Below are 20,576 nucleotides of genomic sequence, written 5' to 3' on the forward strand. Positions count from 1 at the left end.
CCAGTTCCACCGCCGAGCCATCAGCCTTCACGCGCACCTTGACGTTCGCATCCACAACCCGCTTCACGGGCACAAGGATCTTCATTTCCTGTCACCTCTTTCAAGATAGTTGGGCGCGCTATAGCAGCCTGCGCCCCGTCAGAGTTGTCGCAAGCCTACATTCCGGATGGAAATTCTGTCCTTCACCGCCTCAAGGCGGACGGAGACACTTCCGTAGTTGCGGCCACTCTGTACGTCAATACGCCAAAAACGCACTCAATCGGTTCAGTCCGGACTGGAGGCGCTTCCCCGCGTCAAGCGTGGCGGGCTGAGCAGTAGGCAGCACGCTCGACAATTTACCCGCCGCCCGTTCGAGCGCCCATCGCCCGAGCCGCAACGCCGAGCTTCCCCCGGTGACCCCATACCCTTGTTCCCTCCAATTCAATGGAGAGTCCGGAGTTTCATTTCTGGGCTCATGCGGCCTGTTTTTCCAGCGCCATTTTCATGGCAAATTCGATGGGCGTGATGTTGCCCAGGGCTGAGTGTGGTCTGTTCCGGTGGTAGTCCTCCTTCCATAGATCGATTGCTGCCCGCGCTTGCGTGAGGGTGGAGAACAGCGTTTCGTTCAAGCATTCGTCACGAAATCGGCCGTTGAAACTCTCCACGAATCCGTTCTGCATCGGCTTGCCGGGCGCGATGTAGTGCCATTCGACGCCGCTCTCCTGGCACCATTTGAGGACCGCCATCGACGTCAGCTCGGTGCCATTGTCCGAAACGATGGTGCAAGACTTGCCACGATGGGCGATGATGGCGTCCAGCTCCCGGACGACGCGGGCGCCCGACAGTGATGTATCCGCGATCAGCGCCAGGCATTCCCGCGTGAAGTCGTCAACGACGGCCAGAACCCGGAACCGCCGGCCGTCCGTGAAGGCATCGCTCACGAAGTCCAGGCTCCAGCGCTCATTCGTCCGACCCGGCGCGATCATCGGCCTTCTCGTTCCCAAGGCCCGTTTGCGGCCGCCGCGCTTGCGGACCTGGAGCTTCTCCTCCCGGTAAAGCCGCCGCAGCTTCTTCTGGTTCATCACGATCCCTTGCCGTTCAAGCATGATGTGGATGGGCCGATAGCCAAAGCGGCGGCGCGCGGCAGCCACCGTCTTCATCGCGGCTCGAACGACGGCATCGTCCGGCCGGATGCTTGTAGAGCGAGCGCTCGAGCGATCGACGAAAAGAGCCTTGCACGCCCGACGCTGGCTCACCCCATGCCGATCGCAGGCGTGGGCCACAGCGCACCGCTTGGCATCGGGCGTCACCATTTTTTTGCAGCGACATCCTTCAGGATTGCATTATCCAGCATCTGCTCGGCGAGCAGCTTCTTCAGCTTGGCGTTCTCCTCTTCCAAAGCCTTCAGCTTGCGCGCATCGGAAACGTCCATGCCGCCGAACCGCCGAACTTCGCCTTGTATTTGTAGAAGGTCGCTTCCGAAATCCCGTGCTTGCGGCAGACATCGGCGGTCTTCATTCCCGCCTCCTGCTCCTTCAAAATCGCGATGACCTGTTCTTCCGAGAACCGTGAACGCTTCATTCGTCCGTCTCCTTGATCAGGACGGACTCTACCAAAAACTGGAGGAGCTTCAGGGTCTCAGGTCACCGGGCACAATCGTCGCGGGAACAAAGTCGCCGAGCTGTGTCAACCGGGAGGTGCCCCAGGGCGAGGGCCTAAAAATCGCAATTGAGATCACCGGCTCGTTGGCGCGAAGCCCGAGCCTAGGATGCGCACTGCTCTCAACGCGCCCTGCCCGAAGGAAAATTTATCGCGTCGAGGTTCCGTCGTGAAAAAGAGACTTCGTGGGCAGAACGGCATCGTCAAAGGAAGAGAGCAACGTTAGACGGTATTTATGAACGTGATTACAGAACCGATCGACAAGCGAAGAGTGCTCAGGTGTGCGAATCATCGAATTGCATATCGGAGGCAATTTTGGAAAACCATCTTCCGGAAGCAAGCGAACACAGTTCTCCGGTATTCCATTATTTATAGTCTGAACAGAAATCGCTATCCCCCTGGTTACCATAAGGTTCAGCACATGTGTATCGTTTGTGCTACATACTATCCTGTAGTCAATTCCGTTCGCTTTTAATGAGTTTATTCCCCACCGCCGCAGCAGACACCCGTCCCTGTAAAATGCCACCGGCAAACACTGATGTTTGTGAAGATCGAAAGACTGGCCTCTAATCCACGAGACGGGATAGCTCTCTAGGGCCATTCCCTGTTTGTCGTCAGACTCCGAGGACACTATAGCCACGTCAATTTTCTGGTCCCTTATCATGCTCCTCAGAGATGGCGTCGAATCGCACATTATCTCCAGTTCTACCAGCGGATAATCCCGTGCAAAGTCATCGATGCCGATGTCTGGGAGAAACGAAATCGTATCGCTGGGTAGCCCAATTCTCAGTTTTCCAGCGACCGCGTTTTCGGAGAAGAAATTGAACATCTCGTCCTGCACGATGAAGATCTTTCGCGCGTAACGCTGAAAGTTGATGCCCTCCGGCGTGAGTGTCAGCCGGCGACCATCTTTTCGAAAGAGTTTTCTCCCAATCGTCTCCTCGAGGCGGCGCAGGTGAATGCTGACCGAGGACTGGGTGCGGTTTACCGTGCGGGCCGCACTCTTGCCGTCCCCGGTATCGCAAAATGCCAGGAAAGTCCTGATGCAGTCCATGTCGACGTTGCGCACCGCCGGTCTCCACAGTTTGAAATCCTTGAAGTGAACAATGCAACAATTTCGATTTTTTTTCAAATGGTGTCGGGTAGCCTTAAGCCAGCTCCTCATCGGTGTGCGGCCGCGGACAGAAGCACTTGCATCGAAAAGGCCTTTGGAAGCCGCATGGAGCGCTCCCGTAACTTACTTACAGAGAATCCTACATGCATGACGAACTTCCAGACGCGGCTCATGTTGTCATTATCGGTGGAGGCATCATTGGATGCAGCATCGCCTATCACCTCACCAAAGCAGGCGTGAAGGATGTCGTCGTCCTCGAGCGCAAGCAATTGACATCCGGCACGACATGGCATGCCGCTGGGATTGTGGGCCAGCTGAGGCCCACGAGGAGCTGGACCGAACTCGCCAAATACGGCGTGGAGCTTTACAAATCGCTCGAGGCGGAGACAGGGCAGGCGACCGGATTCAAGCAGAACGGCAGCCTGCGCCTAGCTCAGCAGCCAGGCCGATTTGAGGAGCTTAAGCGTTCCTGCACCTTTGCCTTATCATTGGGGATCGAGGCACATATGAGGACACCTCGCGAGATCAGCCAGGAGTTCCCTAACCTTAGAACGGATGACCTCGTGGGTGGGTTGTGGATCCCCAGTGATGGGCAAACCAACCCAACTGATACGACCATGGCGCTCGCGAAGGGCGCAAGGCTGAACGGCGCCAAATTTTTCGAAGGCACGAAGGTCACTGGAATTTCGGTCGATAAAGCACGTGTCAGGGGCGTTGAGGTGGATGGACGCTCAATCAGTGCCGATATCGTAATCAACTGCACAGGAATGTGGGCGCACGAAACCGGGAAATGGACAGGAACGCCGGTACCGCTCCACGCGGTCGAACATTTCTACATTGTTACCGAGCAGATCCCCGGGCTCCCAAACAATTTTCCGGTGATACGCGATAATGATGATGCGGTCTATTATAAGGAAGACGCGGGCAAATTGCTCATTGGCGCCACCGAACGAGAGGCTAAGCCATGGGCGATGGACGGGATTCCAAATGACTTTTGCTTCGATGAGCTAGCGCCCGATTACGACCACTTCCTACCGAGCATCGAGTCTGCTTTCAAACGCATCCCGTCGCTCGCCGATGTCGGCATAAAGACGTTTTTCAATGGCCCAGAGAGCTTCACGCCGGACCAACGCATGCAGTTGGGACCGGTCCCCGGTTACGGCAACTACTACATTGCCGCCGGTATGAACACGGTCGGGATTCAGGCAGCAGCCGGCATTGGCCAGGTCATGACCGAGTGGGTGACGGAGGGGGTCCCATCGCTGGACGTGTCGGACTCAGATGTCCGCCGGAATTTGCCCTTTTTCGGCAACAAACACTATCTATTTGATCGAACCATAGAGTCTGTTGGCGCGCATGCAGACATCCATTGGCCTTACAAGCATCTGTGGTCGGCGAGGGGAGCTAGACGCACCCCCCTTCATGATCGGCTGGCCTCGTCGTTTGCTTTTTTCGGCCAGACCAATGGATGGGAGCGCGCGTTATGGTTCGGGTCAAGCAAGAATGACCTCGACGTCCGTTACTCATTTGGCCCGCAAAGCTGGTTTAACAGGTCGATGGACGAACATCTTGCTGTGAGGAACAGCGTTGGTTTCCTCGACTATTCATGGTTTTCGAAGTTTGTCGTTGTCGGCCGCGACGCCGAAAAGGAACTCAACAGAATTTGTGCCTCCGACGTTTCCGTGCGGGTCGGAAAGGTCCTTTATACGGTTCTGCTCAACAGCTCCGGAGGCATCGAAGCGGACCTGACCGTGGTCCGGACCGGGGAACAGTCCTATCTGCTTCTGTGCAGCTGCGCTAATCAGGCCCGTGACTACAACTGGATAAAGACGCAGCTGTCCAGCGAGGCCGACGTCACTCTCCTCGATGAGACGTCGGCCCTGGCAGGGTTTGCGATCATGGGACCGGGCGCTCGTGAGGCCATGAAGCACCTGACGGGCAGCGATCTGACGAACGAGTCATTTCCGCACGGGACATCTCGGCTGATTGATTTCGGATATACCCAGGCCCGCGCTGTTCGCATTTCGTTCGCCGGTGAGTTGGGGTGGGAGACTTATTTTCCGGTGGAGTTCGCGGCGCATTCCTTTGACCGGCTGCGCGAACTCTCAGGAAGCGAAATGCCGAAATTAGTCGGCCTGCATGCTCTGGATAGCCTTAGAATCGAAAAGGGGTTCCGGCACTACGGCCACGACATTTCACCTATCGACACGCCTCTCGAAGCCGGGTTGGACTTTCTGGTCAGCTATGGAAAGAAGGGGGGATTCGTCGGGCGGGAAGAACTCATCAAACGCAAAGACCGCGGCGTTGAAAGGAAGTTGGTGCAATTCCTGTTACCGCCAGACGCCCCTTTTGCCTATCATGATGAGCCCATTTACAGAAACGGAGCCCTTTGCGGGCATGTAACATCCGGAGCCTACGGTCATACATTGGGTGGCTGGGTTTGCCTTGGTTATGTTTCCGGCGGGCCTCTCGACAAATCATCCATCGAAAGTGGACAGTTCGAAATTGAGGTGGGCATGCAGAAATACGCCGCAACGGCGTCTTTGACGCCAATGTATGATTCTCGCTCATTGCGTATGAGAAGCTAGTGGTTTCTGCCTGACATAAGAGTCCGGCTTGGGATTCCCTCTGAGCGGCGCGCATGCGAGTCTGGCGCATGCGCACCGGAATATCGTTTCTTGTATCGCCGACCGATCGCCGTCTCGCGGCACTGGTCAATGACCGCAATGCCGATCAAAAGCATGTCTGGCGGGCTTCGATTATCCTGCTGAGCGCGGACGGCGCCGGCACGGTCGAGATCATGCGTCGGACGGGCAAGTCGAAGACCTGCGTCTGGCGCAGCGCTTTGCCGAAGAAAGCTTCGAAGCGCTTCTGCGCGACAAGACGCGTCCCCCGCGCATTCCTCCGCTCAGTCCTGAAACAGCCGAAGGGGTGGTGGCGCTGACGCTCAAAGATCCTCCCGGTGAGACGACGCACTGGACGGCCGATATGATGGCCGAGGCGTCCGGCATCAGCGCCAGCGCGGTCAGGCGTATCTGGAAGGCGCACAGCCTGGCACCCCATCGTTATCGGCAGTTCAAGCTCCCGAACGATCCGAAATTCGTCGTCAAATTGCGCGACGTCGTCGGCCTTTATGTCGATCCACCTGCCCACGCCATTGTGCTGTCGGTCGATGAAAAGTCGCAAATCCAGGCTCTCGATCGCACGCAGCCCGGCCTGCCCATGAAGAAGGGGCGGCTCGGCACTGACCTGATCCCTGAAAACTGGACCGTTCGAAATGGAGTTTTCCGCGGTAACATCCCTTGGCTGGGAGGAGCGGAAGACGATGAAGGCATCGAAGTTCTCGGACGCGCAGAAGGCGTTCATACTGAAGCAGGGAGCGGACGGAATCCCCGTCGCGGAGATCTGTCGTCGGGCGGGGATCAGCCAAGCGACCTATTTCAACTGGAAGAAGAAGTATGACGGGTTGCTGCCGACCGAGATGAAGCGGCTGAAGTGCGCCAGGCCAAGCTGGCGCGTTCCAGCCGGTGCGAGTTCGGTCCGGGTAAGGGGTAGCGCCCGCCGGGTAGCAAGTGTTGCGGCGTGGGAGGTGACGACCACGGCGAAGCGTACACAGCAATCATGCGGGGTGTGGGAGTGAGCCACGATAGTGATAAGACTGCAGGGCCGAGACGTTCTCATCCGTCGAAGGCAACATGTGCGGAGCCGGTAAGCGAGGCACCGTCGCCCTGCCGGGGTCTAGGGCCACATCACGCATGAAAGAAATGCGTCGGAACCTGGGAGATCTCTTGTCTGGCCGAGTGGCGTTCGCCACGCCGGTCCGCATCGGGAAGACGAGGAGCTGTAGCCGATGATGAACGGACAGGAGAAGTCTGACTCCGGCATAGTCGCTGTGAAGCCGACGAACAAAACCGGGCAACCGGTGGCGGAGCCGGTGGAGCCAAGGCTGGAGACCAAGGGGAACGTGGGCCAGCAAAGCACGCACCGGGCACAGGACCGGGCTCGCGTGACCCAGGCGCTGGTCCGCGTACGGAAAGCCGCAAGGCTGAGGAAGAAGGAACGGTTCACCGCGCTCTTCCATCATATCAATGTCGACACGCTTCGGACGGCGTTCTACGCGCTCAGGCGCAAGGCCGCTCCCGGGGTGGATGGCATGACGTGGCAGGACTACGAGGCAGACCTTGAGCCTCGGCTCAGGGACTTGCACAAACGGGTCCACAGTGGGGCGTACCGACCGCAACCGTCTCGCCGGACGTACATACCGAAGGCGGATGGAAAGCAGCGGCCGCTGGCGATTGCCGCTCTGGAAGACAAGGTCGTCCAGGGTGCAACGGTCATGGTGCTCAACGCCATCTATGAAGGTGACTTCTGCGGTTTCTCCTACGGGTTTCGGCCCGGACGAGGACCGCATGATGCGTTGGACGCCCTGTGCGTGGCGATCGATAAGCGGAAGGTGAACTGGATTTTGGACGCCGACATCCAGAACTTTTTCGGGAGCGTCAGCCAGGATTGGCTCGTACGCTTCCTGGAACACAGGATCGGCGACAAGCGCATCATTTCTCGAACGCTCGCGGCGCGGCAAGCGCCACCGGGCCAAGGCCAGCGAAGTCTCCGTGCTGTGTGGGGCGCCTTACGGCTATCGGTATATTCGTAAGACGAATGACGCGCCGGCGCGCTATGAAATCGATGCAGCCGAGGCGGAAGTGGTGCGACTGGTGTTCGAGAAATATACGGTCGACGGCCTGAGCATTGGCGCCCTTGCCCGCCTTATCAACGAGAGGGGGCTGGCGACACGCCAGCGCGTCACCCGCTGGGAACGGTCGGTGGTGTGGGGGATGCTGCGCAATCCCGCCTACAAGGGAACGGCCTGCTTCGGCAAGACACAGGTCGCACCGCGGCAGAAGGTGACGAAGCCGTTCCGCCTGTCGGGCCGGGCGAGCTTTAGCGAGAATACCAGCCAGCACGAGCGGCCGCGCGAGGAATGGATCGAAGTGCCCGTTCCCGCCATCGTGACGGAAGAAACCTTCGCGTTGGCGGCCGAACGCCTGACCGACAACAAGCGCTTCGCCCCGCGCCGGACCATCGAACCGAGCATCGTGCAGGGGCTGGTGTCGTGCCGCAAATGCGGCTACGCGCTATCACGCACATCGACCCGTACGTCGGCGCGCAAAATCCACTACTACCGCTGCCTCGGGACGGATAGCTGGCGCCATCTTGGCGGATCTGTATGCGACAGCCGGCCGATCCGTCAGGACCTGCTCGATGAAGTGGTGTGGCGGGAGGTGATGCGCTTGATCGAGGACCCCACGCTGATCCGCGCCGAGCTCGACCGGCGTCTTGACGCGGCCCGTGCGGCCGAGCCGACGAAACGGCGGCAAGAGGCCCTCGAACGGGACTGCGTGCGCGTCAGCAAGAGCATGGAACGGCTGGTGACCGCCTACCAGGAGGATCTCCTGTCGCTGGAGGAACTGCGCCGTCGCATGCCGGAGTTGCGTGCCCGCGAGCAGACCATGCGCACCCAATTGCAGGCGATCCGCGATCAGGCCGCCGATCGCATGACATTCCTGCGCCTCGCCGAGACGCTGACCGCCTTCCTCCAGAAATTGCGGGCATCGGCGCAATCGCTGGACGTCAGCGACCGCCAGAGGGTTGTCCGCTTGCTGGTCAAAGACGTCTTGGTCGACGACGATGCCGTCATCATCCGCCACTCGCTCCCGATGCAGACGACGATACCGCCGTCCGGCAACGCGTTATCGCCTTCCAACGGGAAATCGCCATCGGCTGACAAATGTTACCTTTTGCGTTCAGGGAGTGATTTCGCCGCTTCTGGCCAATATCTACCTGCACTACGTCTTCGACCTGTGGGCGGAGCGCTGGCGACAGCGTGAGGCCACCGGCGATATGATCATCGTGCGTTATGCCGATGATGTGATCGTTGGTTTCGAGCACGAGGACGACGTCCGTCGCTTCCTCGATGCGATGCGCGCGAGGCTTGAGGAGTTTGCACTGTCGCTTCATCCGGACAAGACCCGCCTGATTGAGTTCGGCCGCTTTGCGGCGGTCGACCGCAAGCGACGCGGGCTCGGCAAACCGGAAACCTTTGCATTCCTGGGCTTTACCTTTATCTGCGGGAAATCGCGCTATACACTTGTCCTTAACTGGAACGCCTTTGAGCGTCATGGACAGGATCAAGGGATGGCTATCGAGCAGAAAAGCGTTGTGGGCGCGATCACGCGCACGCTGCGAGGCCAGCTCTGGCCGGTGCGACGCAATTCCAATAGCGGCCGGCATCAGGTCGGCTTGAGGCGCGTGAAGACGACGAGATTGTAAGCCACGACCGAGGACCAGACGTAGCTCTTGAAGTGATCAAGGCCGCGCCAGGTGCAGCGCGCCAAGCCGTAAGCGCGCTTGAGACATGAGATGTCGGCCTCGATGCCGGCACGGAAATTGCGCAGCTTGCGATAGACCCAATTGCTTCTAACCATGTCCTCGATCCTGAGGCCGGCCTTCTTGTGGAATGCCATGTGGCGGACGCCCAAGGTCTTCGCTGTAGCCAGATTGTCGCGAGTGGCAAAGCCGCCGTCGGCCGCCGCCTGCCGCGGCGCCTGACCATATGCGAACCGTCTAAAGTAAGGAGCCTCTCAGCCAGTTAACCGCTTGCCCGTTGGTCGTTTGTAGGATGGCCGTTTCCCGCACCGTCTGTGCCAGGTGGGTGGGCCCCTATCTCGCGTCCTGCGACCGAAACTCTTGGGGCCTCTGGAGGTAGTAGGCGCGGAATACGCGGCTGAAATGCGAACCGTCGCAGAAGCCACACTCCAGGGCGATGCTTGAAATCGACTTGTCGGTCCTCAGCAAAAGGTGGCGTGCATGATCAAGCCGTATCTGCATGTAGATCGCCTGCGGAGAGGTACGGAGTTCAGACCGGAAGCGGCGCTCGATCAGCCGCTTGCTCAAGTTGAGTTTGCCGGCAAGGCGGCCGATGGCTAGCGGAACCTCGAGGTTGTGTTGCATCAACAACACTGCCCGTTTCAGGATTTCGTCCCGAACGACGACCTTTAGGCTTCCAGTTGGCTGGGCCGTCTCACCCTTAGCCGCGTTGTCGAACATCATGATCCGCAAGCTTTTGGCAGCTAGGGCCTTACCGAGATGCCTGTCGACGAGAAAGGCTGCGAGATGCGCGGCGCTGGCTCCCCCCGAACAGGTCAGCCGGTCTCGATCTACGACGAAGATCTGGTCCGAAACGGCCTGGAGACCGTCGAAAAGTCGCAGGAAATCCGAGTTGTGGAACCAGCTGACGCAACACCTGTAGCCATGCATCAGGCCGGCCCGATGCAAGATGAATGAGCCAGTGCACAGACCCACGAGCGGTATGCCTGCATCAGCAGCGTTCTGGAGATGTTTGTCGAAACGCGTGTCGACCTGGAGACTCTCCTCCTCAAGAACTCCGCCAACGACTACCAGATAGTCGAAACGGCGAAGGTCACCAATCCTTTCATGGGGGGAGATCGCGACGCCACAGCTGGACAGGATCGGCGCCATATCAGGCGAAATAATACGCCACTGGCAGTGGATTGGGCGGCTTCGATCCCCATCGTCTGCAGCAAGGCGCATCACATCGACGAAATTGGCAAACGCCCCAAGGGTAAAACGCTGGAGCAAGAGGAACCCGACAGAAAGCGGGGCAGGGTGCCGACCGGGTCTTTGTGCCAGATTCTGGGAAGAACCAGGGCGGTGTCGCAAATCTACTGCCATGCCGACGCAATCGTCCTTTCGTCGATTTCACCCATCGCTCAAATGAGGCGCGGGTTAATTATCCCGCGTCGCTAAGAGAACACGGCGGAGAGTCTGAAATGGTCCACCACTGGTCCCAAGACGCTTGGGCGTCCGTTCCTGCTTCTGATCCGATTACGGTCGCGCTTTATTTGGCGCCCGGGTTCGAACTCCTGGCCGTGTCATCGGCTTTGGATGTCTTCCGACTTGCCAACAGAGTAGCCGGGCGGGAAGCCTTTCGCTGGCGTACCGTTTCTCATCAGGGTGAAGCTGTGCGGGCGAGCTGCGGCATTGTTGTGGCGGCCGACGCCGACCTGGCCCAGGAGCGCAGATACCTTATGCAGCCTGAACGCCCCTTGCTGACGCTGGTCTGCGGTGAGGAGCCTGACGAAGGGCGCGAAACCAAAGTGCTGAGCGCATGGTTGCGGGAATGTCGGCAGCGCCGCGTTGGGATGGGCGCGTTTGGCAGTGGTGTCGCTGCTTTGGCCAAAGCCGGGCTGCTCAATGACCGCAAGTGCGCCGTCCATTGGGAGGCCCTGCCGGGGTTCAAGGAGCGGTTCGTGCGCGTTGAGGCGGCGGCGATCCTCTACGAGGTCGATAACAACATCTGGAGCTGCGCCGGGGGCACGGCAGCCTTCGACATGATGGTCGAGGTTGTGAAACATCATTGCGGCGAACCTGTCGCGGTGAGCGTTGCGGAATTGGCCGTCGCCGGCCGCATCCGCACGGGCGGGGAGCGCCAGCGGCTGCCGCTGCTGCGTCGGCATGGCAGGCTCAACCCAACGGTCGTGAAACTCATCGAATTGATGCAGAGGAACCTGGCCGCTCCGCTTACCATGGCGGACCTCGCGGCGGCTGCAGGGCTGTCGCGGCGACAGGTGGAGCGCCTGTTCAGTAGTAATATCGGTCGCTCGCCCTGCCGCTACTTCCGGGAATTGCGATTGGAACATGCGAAACTCCTGCTTGCCCAGTCGGCGATGCCGGTCCTGGAAATTGCGGTATGCTGCGGTTTCGTGTCCGCCTCTCACTTTTCGAGGTGTTTCCGTGAGGCGCACCAAATAGCGCCCCACGAAGCCCGGAATCTTCCGCCCGAAAGGTTTCTCGGCGTGTCAACGCCGCGCCCTGCCATCGGCAATACTTCACCAGACACGTTCTGCTCCAAAACTGGGGAATGGCCCTATGCTGGTAGGGTCAATATCCGGCTTCCTGGTTGAACAGCGGATATACCTCAAGCCCGCGCTCAAGACGTCGCACGTTGTCTATAAGTAAAGTAGCCTGGCCCCTGCGCTGTGCCTCATCAGCCGTGTACTTAACTTTTTTGGCCGTGGTCGTAATCAGGGCATGTCTCTACGAGCCCGTTACCTGCTCTTTCGATGAAGGGGCCACGCTCGAAACTCGAATGGTATGCGTCCCTCAACGCGATCTGCCCTGGGTTGAATACCAAACCTCGCTCGATAGGCTCGGCTGAAATGCACTTGACTGCTAAAGCCGCAGGCAACAGCTATCTCGTAAAGCAACATGTCAGTTTGGGTCACCAGACTCCGCGCGCGATCGAGGCGGATGTCGCGATAGTAAAGCGCAGGGGATTTGCCGACGTCACGTTCGAACAGCCTGTGGAGTTGACGAGGGGATATCCCCACTTTGGAGGAAATTTCGGGTATCGAGATGGAATGCTCTAAATGGTTTTCCATAATTGCAATTGCGCCCCGGACCGTCTCTGGCGCGTTGCTCCCAACGGGTTCTATATTGCCGGGATTTTGAGAGGTTCCCGCCGGCCTCAGCGCCGGATGAAATATGTAACAGGCAGCAGCTTTGGCCAACGGACTTCCATAGGCTGCTTGAATTATGTGGAGCGCCATGTCGCAACTGGCTATGCCACCACTGCACGTTAATCGGTTGCCGTCTCGTACGAAGATGTCCTCACTTACCTCGACATCGGCATTCAGTTCCTGAAATGCGTTTAAGTGTTCGTAGTGAACCGTGGCGCGCTTGCCCACAAGCAGGCCTGCGTCAGCAAGTATGAATGCTCCAGTGTCGAACCCACCTACTAGACTGCCGGCCCTCGCCCATTTTCTAAGGGCCGCTAACAAGTCCGGCGTTGCAGCCGTTTCTGGGGTCCAGCTTGACGAGACCACCACGACGTCAAAGGACTCTTTCAGCACATCCTTGAGCTGAAGCGTTTCAAAGGAAACCCCGTTGCTTGCCAGGCACAGGCCGCCCTTCGACGAAGCCAAATTCCATTGGAACAGGGTTTCGCCTTCCAAATAGTTTGCGGCGCGGAAAGGGTCAATAAAGGTCATAGTGGCCGTTATATTGCAACTCGGAGTAACTATAACCAGTATTTTCAGCGGATCGCGAGATGACGACATAGATTCACATACTTCTGTATGGTCAGTTCATATGGATTTCTGGCCTATTCATTGCATGATCTCGAAGCGATACAAGGCGAGCTAGACCAAAGCTTCGAATATCACAGGATGCGAGAGGGCGGGCCAGCCGCCCATTTTCACAATCTAGCATGCCTGTTTGGAAGCACCTACCCCACGGGAAGTGACAAGAACTTCCAGGTTTCCGCATAAGACATGGTGGCGGCGGACCTCGAGTTAAAAGCAGTGCTCTATGACGGCCATTCCAGCTGCGAACCCCTCGCGAGGCCGCGTCCGAAAACGTCAGTTACCTGGCAAAATCGGCACATTCCCATGCGTCGGTTGATACCAAACTGGCCGACATCGTTGCCAGCCTCAATACATTGATCAGAGCCAGAAGATTACGGCGGCGGCGATGCAGACCGCGGACATGAAGGTGCGATCTCACGCTGGCGCGCGGGATCAACCAACACGAAAGCGAACCCGCTCCGAACGGGAAATCGCACACAGAAAGGGAGGAATCGATCATGAATAATTTTGCGGGCGATCTGAGCCGCCGAACTTTTCTCAAAACGGGCGCCGCCCTCGGCGGGGGTATCCTCGCTTCCGGTATGCCATTGTCGCAAGCCATCTGGGCAGCTGAGGGCAAAGTGCTCAAGGCGCGCGGCCTTTTGGACCCCACCACGCTCGATCCCGGCTTCTACGTGGGCAGCCACGAAGTGGACATTATGTACTGCATCTATTCGAAGCTCACGCGCTTCAAGCCGGGCTCCGAATGGGGTTGGGAGTTGGAGGCGGCAGAAAAGATCGAACAGGTCGACCCCACCCATATCCGTTTCCATTTAAAGAAGGGCATCAAATTCACCGGCGGCCATGGCGAGATGACCGCCAAGGACGTCAAATTCTCTTTCGAGCGCGTGATCAAGCACAATTCGCCGGTAAAGCTGGATTGGGGGCCGCTCGATCATGTCGAGATCGAGGATGACTATACTGGCGTGATTGTGTCTAAGGCACCATACGTGCCGGTCTGGAACGTTGCGCTCTCCTATGCAGTTGGCCATATCGTTTCCGAGGATGCGGTGATGAAGGCGACCGGTGATGGCAGCAGTTTCGGTTTAAAGCCACCGGCCTTTTCCGGGCCATATGTGCTCGCCGAATTCAAACAAAACCAGCATGTGCTTTTGACGCGCAATCCGGAGTGGGCGGGGCCAAAGCCGGGTTTCGACGAAATCCAAATCATTACGATCAACGACGACAAGGCGGCGGAACGCGCCTATCTGGCGGGCGACACCGATTTCACTCGTATCAGTCTGGATTCGCTTGCGGCGTTCAAGAGCAATCCGCCCGCCGAGACCAAGATCGAGGAACATCCCTCGCTCTATTACTACTGGATCGGCATGAATGTGGATCATCCGAAGCTGAAGGACATCAATGTCCGCAAGGCGATCCAGTGGGCGATCAATGTGCCGCAGATCCTGGATGCCGCGTTTGCGGGACAGGCGGAGGTTGCGACAGGTACCGTTGCTCCAGGAATTGTGGGGCATCGCGACAAAGCGCTCGTCCCGCCGGAAGGCGATCTCGCGAAGGCAAAGGAGTTCCTGGAAAAGGCCGGTGTGAGCGACCTGACCTTGACCATCGATTGCCTGAACGAGAGCCAGTCATCGACCATAGCCCAGACTGTGCAGGCGCAATTGTCGCAGATCGGCATCACGGTCGAGATCAAAGTCCAGGATAGCGGCTCGTTCTGGACGCTCGGCATGGAATCGGAAGGCGATCGCTGGAAGGAGATGCAGCTCACCGTCATGTCCTATTCCAGTGTGCCGGATCCTTACTTGTCAACCACCTACTTCGTGAGCGAGCAGGCCGGTGTGTGGAACTGGGAGCGCTTCCGTAGCAAGCGCTTCGATGAGCTGAGCGCCAAGGCTGTCACCATCAGCGACCCTGGGGAGCGCGCTAAGCTCTACTATGAAATGCAGGATCTCATGGAAGAATCTGGCGCCTACCGCTTCCTGACCTACGGGGGCAATCCAGTCATGTATCGCACCACGCATACGCAGGCCGCAACTCGTCCGGACGGATACCCCCTGTTCCTTGAGTTCAAGCCGGCTTAGACTGGAAGCAGGTCGACATGTGGCTCTACCTCCTCAAACGGATCGTCCTCGCGGTCGCAATTATTGCGACCGCGGTGATGCTTCTGTTCTTGATGATCAGGGCAGTGCCCGGCGATCCTGCCGCGGTTCTGCTTGGCCCGCGGGCGACGCCCGAGATGAAGGCGCTGCTGCATCAGCAGATGGGGCTGGATAAGCCGCTGGTTGTGCAGATCGTCACGTTCTTCGGCGGGCTGCTCCACGGCGATCTCGGATTCGACGTTTTCAGCCGGCGACCCGTTGCCGACATCGTATTTGACCAATTGCCTTATACGATCGAACTGATCTTTGTCTCGATCTTATGGGCGGTCATGATAGCCGTGCCGCTCGGCTGCTACTCGGCGATGCGGCGCAACTCCTTGGTGGACCAAGTGGCCGGCGTCGCGACGGTGGCCACGATTGCAATTCCATCCTTCGTCGTGGCAATCTACGCACTGCTAATTTTTGCCGTAGGGCTGCGCTGGTTGCCAGCGATCGGAGCCGGCAATGGTCTCTGGGATGGACTTATCCATCTCGTCCTACCAGCTTTCGCCATAGGGATTGGCTGGGTAGGCTACATTTCCCGGCTCGTACGGGCATCCATGCTTGAGGTTCTGGGCGAAAACCACGTGCGCATGGCCCGCTCCTTCGGGATTTCGGAATGGCGCATCGTCGCACGCTACGCGCTGCCGCTCGCGATCCTGCCGACCGTGACAATACTCGGCGTAGGCATAGCGTGGCTGCTTTCGTCCGCTGTCTTTATCGAAGTGGTTTTTGCGAGACCTGGCATCGGAGCGTTGATCGTGAACGCGGTCAATACGCGCAACTATCCAATAGTGATGGGCGTCGTTCTCGTCACCACGTTCCTTATCGTCGTCGCTACGACGCTCTCCGACGTGGTCAACGCATTACTCGATCCGCGAACCCGGGAAAAGCTCTGACATGGTGAGGGTTGAAGCCATCCGTCCGGAAGCCAACGATTCCACGGCTATCGGCGCCTTTCGCAGCTTTTTAGGACAATTTCGCAAAAACCGTTTAGGCATGCTCGGAGCAGTGCTTGTCATACTCATAGCAGCGATAGCGGTCTTCGCTCCGCTGATAATCACGCATGATCCTGTCCGGATCATGGTCGGGCCGCGTCTCGCTGCACCTTCACTGGACTTTCTGCTGGGTACGGACCAACTGGGCCGCGATACATTCTCGCGCGTCATCATGGGCGGTCGTATCCCGCTCCTGGTCGCTTTCGCCTCCCTCAGCAGTGCGCTGGCGGTCGGCGTCGTGCTTGGTCTCATCGCAGGCTTCGGGCCGCGTTGGCTGGACAATTTGCTCCTGCTCATCTTCGATACCATCCGCTCCTTTCCCGGCATCATCTTTGCTCTGGCAATCATCGCGCTTCTGGGACCAAGCCTAGTCAACATCATATTAGTCATAGCGATCACGGGTATGCCAGGCTATGCGCGCGTGGCGCGTACCCAGGCCCCAGCGCTGCAGAGCAGTGAATACATCGCCGCAGAGCGCAGCATGGGCGCAGGCACGACACGCATCCTCGCCGTGCATATATTGCCCAACGTCATTGGTCCCCTTGTCATTCTCGTGAGCATGGATGTGCCGGCCGTCATCGCCACTTCGGCTGGTCTCAGTTTTCTAGGTATGGGTGTGCGGCCTCCGACACCTGACTGGGGAGCGATCCTCAACGATGGCTATAGCTACATAAACCAGACCCCCTGGCTCGTGATCGCTGGCGGCATCCCGATCATCCTCGCAACGCTAGGCTTCACATTTCTGGGTGAGGCGTTGCGCGACATATTTGATCCCAAGCTGCGGAAAGACCTATGAAACGCGACGATTTGACAGAGCATACGTCCGCCCTGCCGCTTCTTGAGATCCGTGCCCTAAATCTCGATTTCGGTACACCGCGTGGGCGCGTCCATGCCCTGCGCAATGTTTCGCTCGATGTGCCAGCCGGGCAGGTGGTTGGCATCGTAGGTGAGAGTGGATCCGGAAAATCGACGCTCGCATATACTGTGATGGGCCTGCTTCCAGAAAATGCAGATGTGACAGCCGGCAGAATCCTGTTCGAAGGTAAAGACCTGCTCAAAATGCCTGTTCCAGCGCGCCGGACCCTGCTCGGCGATCGTCTCTCCATGATCTTTCAGGATCCGATGACCGCACTCAATCCGGTGCGGACCATCGAGAGCCAGATGATCGATATTCAGCACCACGAACAAGTAAGCCGGAGCGAAAAGCGCGCCCGTGCCCTCGCAATGCTTCACCGGGTCGGAATTCCTGATCCGGAAAGCCGAATCGGCGCCTATCCGCATCACTTCTCCGGGGGCATGCGTCAGCGCGTTTGCATTGCCATGGCACTTCTAGTGAAGCCAGCGCTCCTCGTCGCCGACGAGCCAACCACCGCGCTCGATGCAACGCTGGAAGTGCAGATCATTCATTTGCTCAAGGAACTGCAAAAAGAGATCGGCTGCTCGGTCTTGTTCGTCTCCCACCACCTCGGAGCGGTGGCTGAGTTGTGCGACCGGGTCGCCGTCATGTATGCGGGCGAAGTGGTGGAGCAGGGAGCTGTCCGGGACATCTTTCACAATCCTGCTCACCCCTACACGCGCGCGCTGCTTGACTGCGATCCGGGACGGATCAGACAAAAGACACGGACTTTGCCGACCATACCCGGCGAGGTGCCCAGTCTCCTCGGCAGCAAGGTAGGATGTATCTTCCGCACACGTTGCCGACATGCGTCCAAACGCTGTGCACAAGAGAACCCGGTCGAGTACCGCATCGGCGTGGACCAAATTGCCCGATGCCATCTCCTCGACAAAGAACGGCTGGTTTCGGCATGAGCGCGCTGCTCCGCGTTCAGGACCTGCGCGTCCGCTTCCGCACCATGGGTCCGCTGAAGGCGCTCGCATCCGGGACGAAAGCCCCTTTCATCGACGCAGTATGCGGTGTGTCCTTTGAAATCCGCAAGGGCGAGACACTGGCCCTTGTCGGTGAAAGCGGCTCAGGCAAATCCACCATCGCGCGCACGATCATCGGCTTGCAGCGGGCTGTGAGCGGCAAAATCAGCTTCGACGGACAGGAAATTGAGGAACTCACCGGGGCTGACCGCAAGCCCTATTTGCGGCGCATGGCGATGATGTTCCAGGATCCCGTCGGATCACTCTCGCCGAGGCTGACGGTGCGATCGCTCCTGACAGAGCCGTTTCGGATCCATGGTCTAAAGGATCGCGATGCCGGAGCCGAAGCCGAGCGCCTGCTGCGGATGGTCGGCTTGCCAGCTGATTTTGCTCGCCGCTATCCCCATCAGCTTTCCGGAGGTCAGGCCAGGCGCGTGGGTATCGCGCGTGCTCTCGCGCTCAAACCGGACTTGATCATTGCCGATGAGCCGACCGCAGGCCTCGACGTCTCAGTGCAGGGCGAGGTGCTCAATCTTCTCGCGCGGCTTCAGGACGAACTCGGCATGGCGATCCTGATCATCTCGCACAATCTTAATGTGGTGCGCCACATGACCGATCGAATGGCGATCATGTATCTAGGCCGCTTTATCGAGGTCGGCTCGACCGAACGCATCTTTGACCAACCGCGCCATCCCTACACCGAGGCGCTACTTGCGGCCAATCCCGAGCCTGACCCGGACGCGGTGCTTACCAGGATCGAGCTGAAAGGTGAAGTGCCGAGCTTGATGAACCGGCCATCGGGCTGCGAGTTCCACACCCGGTGTAGCTACGCGCAGGACATATGTAGCCGCGTCCTCCCCGAACCTACAGCGAGCCGGGAGGACGCGCATCACAGCTTCAAATGCCATTTTCCGCTGGAGCGCGCTAAGCTGACGGAGCAGCGACTAATAAAAAACGAGGTCCACAAATGATATTGAACTCTCTCTCTTGCGGATTTCACTAAATTGGGACAGCCGTTTCAGTAAATCGCGGACAAGCGTTTCGCTAAGTCGCGGACAACGGAAGCGATCGAGTTCCGGTTGCCTTGTTGCTGTTAGGAGTGATTGATTTCGGTTATTTCGCTGCCGGTCAAGAGCGTCGATGGTTTTCGCTTTCGCATGCTGTCGCCTTCGAGCGTTATGCGGTGCGCATTGTGAACGATACGGTCCAGGATCGCATCGGCTAAAGTGACTTCTCCGATCATTTCATGCCAGGCGGCCACAGGAAGTTGAGCCGTGATCAGCGTCGATTTCCGCCGGTATCGCTCCTCGAAGATTTCGAGCAGATCGAGGCGCTGCCTGTCGCTCAGCGTATGCGTTCCCCAATCGTCGAGGATCAGCAGCTGGACGCGAGCGAGTTTATCGATAAGGCGCGGGAAGCGTCCGTCGAGCCTTGCAAGTGCGAGATCCTCGAAGAGCCGTGGCATGCGAACGTAGAGCACGGAATAGTCCAGACGGGCCGCCTGTCGTCCGAAGGCGCAGGCAATCCATGTCTTTCCGGTGCCCGTTTGGCCTGTCAGAATCAAGTTCTCGTTTGCCTTCAGCCATGCCCCCTGCGCCAAGGATAAGACGTTCCGGCGATCAAGGCCGCGGTGAGTGCTAAAATCGATGTCTTCGATCGAGGCATTGGCAAAACGCAGCTTTGCTGTTGCCAACCGATTGGTCAGCCGTTTGTCTGTTCTCAGTGCGATCTCGCGGTCGAGCATCAGGCCGAGCCGCTCGTCAAAGCTGAGGTCGTTTCCATGGACCTGCTCGGCAAGCTCGCGATAGGCCGCGACCATTCCGGCAAGGCCGAGCGTGTGCATTTGATCAAGGGTTGGATGTGTCAGCATCTGGGTGTTTTCCTTTCTCATTGATAGTAGGTTTTACCGCGGATATTGCCGTGCGGCGGTGCCGGCTTGACGGCCTCGCTCACGGGCGCAGCTTGGTCGAGACCAGATTTGAGAATGTTGGCGACGGACGAATAGCTCATTGCATTGATGGTCAAGGCACGCTCGCACGCCATTTCCAGGCGATCGGATTTGTAGCGTCGCGCCAAGGAAAGGACGCCCTGCGCGGATCGATAGCCTTGTTCCGGATGCGGGCGGTCACTCAGCAGACGCTCGATAAATATCGCCGTATTGCTCCCGACTTTTGCCGCTTCCTTGCGCAACGTGTGAGGCGTCGTGTTTGCATAGCGCTGGTGGGACTTCGGCATATGCTCATTGACGGTAATATGGCCCGAGCGCTGCGAGCTTCTGATGTGGCTGGCGATCCGCTTATGGTCAAAGAAGATCTCGACCGCCCGGTAGGTCAGTCTCACATCGACCCGCCTGCCGATCAGACCGTGCGGCACGGAGTAGAAGGTCTTGTCGACCTCGACATGATAGTCGGGATGGACCTTGGCGACTTTCCATTCTGCATATTCAAACGGTGTTGCCGGCAGTGGCTTGAGCTGGGTGCGTTCGATCTCATCAAACAACGCACGGCGGGATTTGCCATAACGGCGCATGGTCCGGCCGTTGAGGTCTTCGATCAAACTGCTGATCCGGATATTGAGATCAGCAAGGCTGAAGAAGCGTTCGTTTCGAAGCCTGGCCAGCACCCACCTCTCGACGATTAAAACTGAACCTTCGGCG

The 20,576-nt window shown here is 58.4% G+C and carries 13 protein-coding genes and 6 pseudogenes; 12 read left to right on the plus strand and 7 right to left on the minus strand.

The features are described from left to right. Positions 1-452: 452 nt before the first annotated feature. Positions 453-1,560: pseudogene (locus tag NKJ89_RS34060) on the minus strand (IS3 family transposase). 226 nt (positions 1,561-1,786) lie between these two features. Next, positions 1,787-2,707 carry a LysR family transcriptional regulator gene (locus NKJ89_RS34065; protein ID WP_352608822.1) on the minus strand — a complete coding sequence of 307 codons (921 nt, stop codon included), beginning with the start codon at positions 2,705-2,707 and terminating at the stop codon, positions 1,787-1,789. 188 nt (positions 2,708-2,895) lie between these two features. Between NKJ89_RS34065 and NKJ89_RS34070 the strand changes: the two genes are divergently transcribed. The 6 genes and pseudogenes from NKJ89_RS34070 to NKJ89_RS34095 all read left to right on the plus strand — a co-directional run. Then, complete coding sequence (locus NKJ89_RS34070; RefSeq protein WP_352608823.1) at positions 2,896-5,340, plus strand: GcvT family protein; 2,445 nt, start codon at positions 2,896-2,898, stop codon at positions 5,338-5,340. Positions 5,341-5,408: 68 nt separating this feature from the next. Further along, positions 5,409-5,998, plus strand: a pseudogene (locus NKJ89_RS34075) (transposase); the annotation flags it as partial. Positions 5,999-6,077: 79 nt separating this feature from the next. Next, positions 6,078-6,248, plus strand: a pseudogene (locus tag NKJ89_RS34080) (transposase); the annotation flags it as partial. A gap of 357 nt (positions 6,249-6,605) precedes the next feature. Further along, positions 6,606-7,310, plus strand: a pseudogene (locus NKJ89_RS34085) (reverse transcriptase domain-containing protein); the annotation flags it as partial. 145 nt (positions 7,311-7,455) lie between these two features. Beyond that, positions 7,456-8,640 (plus strand): recombinase family protein, encoded by a 1,185-nt coding sequence (locus tag NKJ89_RS34090; protein WP_352608833.1) that lies wholly within the window; start codon positions 7,456-7,458, stop codon positions 8,638-8,640. Continuing rightward, positions 8,564-8,893 (plus strand): annotated as a pseudogene (locus NKJ89_RS34095) (reverse transcriptase domain-containing protein); the annotation flags it as partial. The gene NKJ89_RS34090 and the pseudogene NKJ89_RS34095, both read left to right, overlap by 77 nt. Positions 8,894-9,042: 149 nt before the next feature. Here NKJ89_RS34095 and NKJ89_RS34100 read toward each other — a convergent pair. After that, a pseudogene (locus NKJ89_RS34100) lies at positions 9,043-9,366 on the minus strand (transposase); the annotation flags it as partial. A gap of 106 nt (positions 9,367-9,472) precedes the next feature. Further along, on the minus strand, positions 9,473-10,411 hold the full coding sequence (locus NKJ89_RS34105) for a GlxA family transcriptional regulator (protein ID WP_352608825.1): 939 nt from the start codon (positions 10,409-10,411) through the stop codon (positions 9,473-9,475). Positions 10,412-10,602: 191 nt separating this feature from the next. Between NKJ89_RS34105 and NKJ89_RS34110 the strand changes: the two genes are divergently transcribed. After that, the gene (locus NKJ89_RS34110; protein ID WP_352608826.1) at positions 10,603-11,736 is read left to right on the plus strand and encodes a GlxA family transcriptional regulator; all 1,134 of its coding nucleotides are present in this window, start codon (positions 10,603-10,605) and stop codon (positions 11,734-11,736) included. Positions 11,737-11,880: 144 nt separating this feature from the next. Here the strand turns inward: NKJ89_RS34110 and NKJ89_RS34115 are convergent, their stop codons facing one another. Then, entirely contained in the window at positions 11,881-12,822 is a 942-nt protein-coding gene (locus NKJ89_RS34115) for a GlxA family transcriptional regulator (RefSeq protein ID WP_352608827.1), read from the minus strand. Between the two features lie 716 nt (positions 12,823-13,538). Between NKJ89_RS34115 and NKJ89_RS34120 the strand changes: the two genes are divergently transcribed. The 5 genes from NKJ89_RS34120 to NKJ89_RS34140 are packed head-to-tail and all read left to right on the plus strand — an operon-like array spanning position 13,539 to position 18,891. Then, positions 13,539-14,999 (plus strand): ABC transporter substrate-binding protein, encoded by a 1,461-nt coding sequence (locus NKJ89_RS34120; protein WP_352608828.1) that lies wholly within the window; start codon positions 13,539-13,541, stop codon positions 14,997-14,999. 17 nt (positions 15,000-15,016) lie between these two features. Continuing rightward, positions 15,017-15,955, plus strand: coding sequence for an ABC transporter permease (locus NKJ89_RS34125; RefSeq protein ID WP_352608829.1), 939 nt, complete (start codon positions 15,017-15,019; stop codon positions 15,953-15,955). A gap of 1 nt (position 15,956) precedes the next feature. Next, the gene (locus NKJ89_RS34130; protein ID WP_352608830.1) at positions 15,957-16,850 is read left to right on the plus strand and encodes an ABC transporter permease; all 894 of its coding nucleotides are present in this window, start codon (positions 15,957-15,959) and stop codon (positions 16,848-16,850) included. Beyond that, a complete protein-coding gene (locus NKJ89_RS34135; protein ID WP_352608831.1) occupies positions 16,847-17,863 on the plus strand; it encodes an ABC transporter ATP-binding protein in 1,017 nt (338 codons plus the stop codon). Before NKJ89_RS34130 ends, NKJ89_RS34135 begins: the two co-directional genes overlap by 4 nt. Then, positions 17,860-18,891 (plus strand): ABC transporter ATP-binding protein, encoded by a 1,032-nt coding sequence (locus NKJ89_RS34140; protein ID WP_352608832.1) that lies wholly within the window; start codon positions 17,860-17,862, stop codon positions 18,889-18,891. Before NKJ89_RS34135 ends, NKJ89_RS34140 begins: the two co-directional genes overlap by 4 nt. Positions 18,892-19,013: 122 nt before the next feature. On the opposite strand, the gene istB is transcribed toward NKJ89_RS34140, so the two are convergent. Together istB and NKJ89_RS34150 are read right to left on the minus strand one after the other, a co-directional pair. Further along, entirely contained in the window at positions 19,014-19,790 is a 777-nt protein-coding gene (istB, locus tag NKJ89_RS34145) for an IS21-like element helper ATPase IstB (RefSeq protein ID WP_031212798.1), read from the minus strand. A 17-nt stretch (positions 19,791-19,807) separates the two neighbouring features. Next, positions 19,808-20,576 (minus strand): Mu transposase domain-containing protein (locus NKJ89_RS34150; RefSeq protein ID WP_502904196.1); only part of this gene is annotated, 769 nt, incomplete at its 5' end.

It is taken from the genome of Mesorhizobium sp. M0047 (genome assembly GCF_040323315.1).
In the GTDB taxonomy this organism is placed as follows: Bacteria; Pseudomonadota; Alphaproteobacteria; order Rhizobiales; family Rhizobiaceae; genus Mesorhizobium.

Bases quoted from the DNA above. Each gene is read 5' to 3' on its own strand.
- istB (WP_031212798.1), bottom strand. From the start codon at position 19,790: ATGCTGACACATCCAACCCTTGATCAAATGCACACGCTCGGCCTTGCC.
- NKJ89_RS34140 (WP_352608832.1), top strand. From the start codon at position 17,860: ATGAGCGCGCTGCTCCGCGTTCAGGACCTGCGCGTCCGCTTCCGCACC.
- NKJ89_RS34110 (WP_352608826.1), top strand. From the start codon at position 10,603: ATGGTCCACCACTGGTCCCAAGACGCTTGGGCGTCCGTTCCTGCTTCT.
- NKJ89_RS34115 (WP_352608827.1), bottom strand. From the start codon at position 12,822: ATGACCTTTATTGACCCTTTCCGCGCCGCAAACTATTTGGAAGGCGAA.
- NKJ89_RS34130 (WP_352608830.1), top strand. From the start codon at position 15,957: ATGGTGAGGGTTGAAGCCATCCGTCCGGAAGCCAACGATTCCACGGCT.
- NKJ89_RS34070 (WP_352608823.1), top strand. From the start codon at position 2,896: ATGCATGACGAACTTCCAGACGCGGCTCATGTTGTCATTATCGGTGGA.
- NKJ89_RS34135 (WP_352608831.1), top strand. From the start codon at position 16,847: ATGAAACGCGACGATTTGACAGAGCATACGTCCGCCCTGCCGCTTCTT.
- NKJ89_RS34125 (WP_352608829.1), top strand. From the start codon at position 15,017: ATGTGGCTCTACCTCCTCAAACGGATCGTCCTCGCGGTCGCAATTATT.